The sequence below is a fragment of the Demequina silvatica genome, assembly GCF_000971215.1.
GTDB classification, from domain to species: domain Bacteria; phylum Actinomycetota; class Actinomycetes; order Actinomycetales; family Demequinaceae; genus Demequina; species Demequina silvatica.
Window position 1 is genome coordinate 1 of the sequence record NZ_BBMA01000001.1, and the last position, 719, is coordinate 719.

Here is a 719-nt window from a genome sequence, read left to right on the forward strand (position 1 = left end):
GTCATGCCGTCCGCATCCTGGGACACGGTCACCGACCGCTGTGCGCGGTGGCGGGCCTCCTTCGCGGCCAACGCCTCACGATCCAGCCGCGCCTTGAGCCGTTCGCACGCACGCCTCAGGTCACGCAACGTCAACCGCTCCGCCTTCACCACCAGACGAGCCTCCCCGTCATCGGGGCACCCCTCGATGTGGGCCAACGCGTCGAGCGTCTCCGTCACCACCGTCACCGCCGCCGCCCCGATGCGTCCCTCCGCGTGAGCGGCCGCGACCAGCGGATACCGCTCCTTCTTGCCCGAATCGGCGGCGTCGATCAGCTTCTGCGCCTCTCCCTCACCGATCCCAAGATCCTCCGCGACCTTGCCCCGCGCACTCCGGTGCCCATGCCGGCGCGCCCACCCCGACCCACCCCGCTCCGCCGCGGAGCGTCGCTGCACCGCCGCGGCACCCTCCGCCGCCACCACCCCCGCATGCCGGAACACGCACGCCACCGCGTCCTGGAACACCGCGAACGCCTCATCATCGAGCGCGTCGACATCCACCCCGTCGAAATGGCGCAACGCCGCCACCGCGGTAGTCAAACGAGCCGTCGAGAACGTCATGACACAAGTCCACCACCACCCACCGACAACCACCCCACCACAAAAGCCCACATCTACCAGGGTGGATAACCTCCCCAGACACCAAGCCTGTGGACATCAACACCACCACCCCACCCACCA

1 protein-coding gene is annotated in these 719 nt (G+C 69.1%); it reads right to left on the reverse strand.

Translation table 11 applies throughout. The annotated features are described in order from the left end of the window. A partial coding sequence (locus AOM05_RS00005; RefSeq protein ID WP_156164961.1) for a DUF222 domain-containing protein occupies positions 1-599 on the reverse strand: 599 nt, incomplete at its 3' end. Positions 600-719 lie beyond the last annotated feature (120 nt).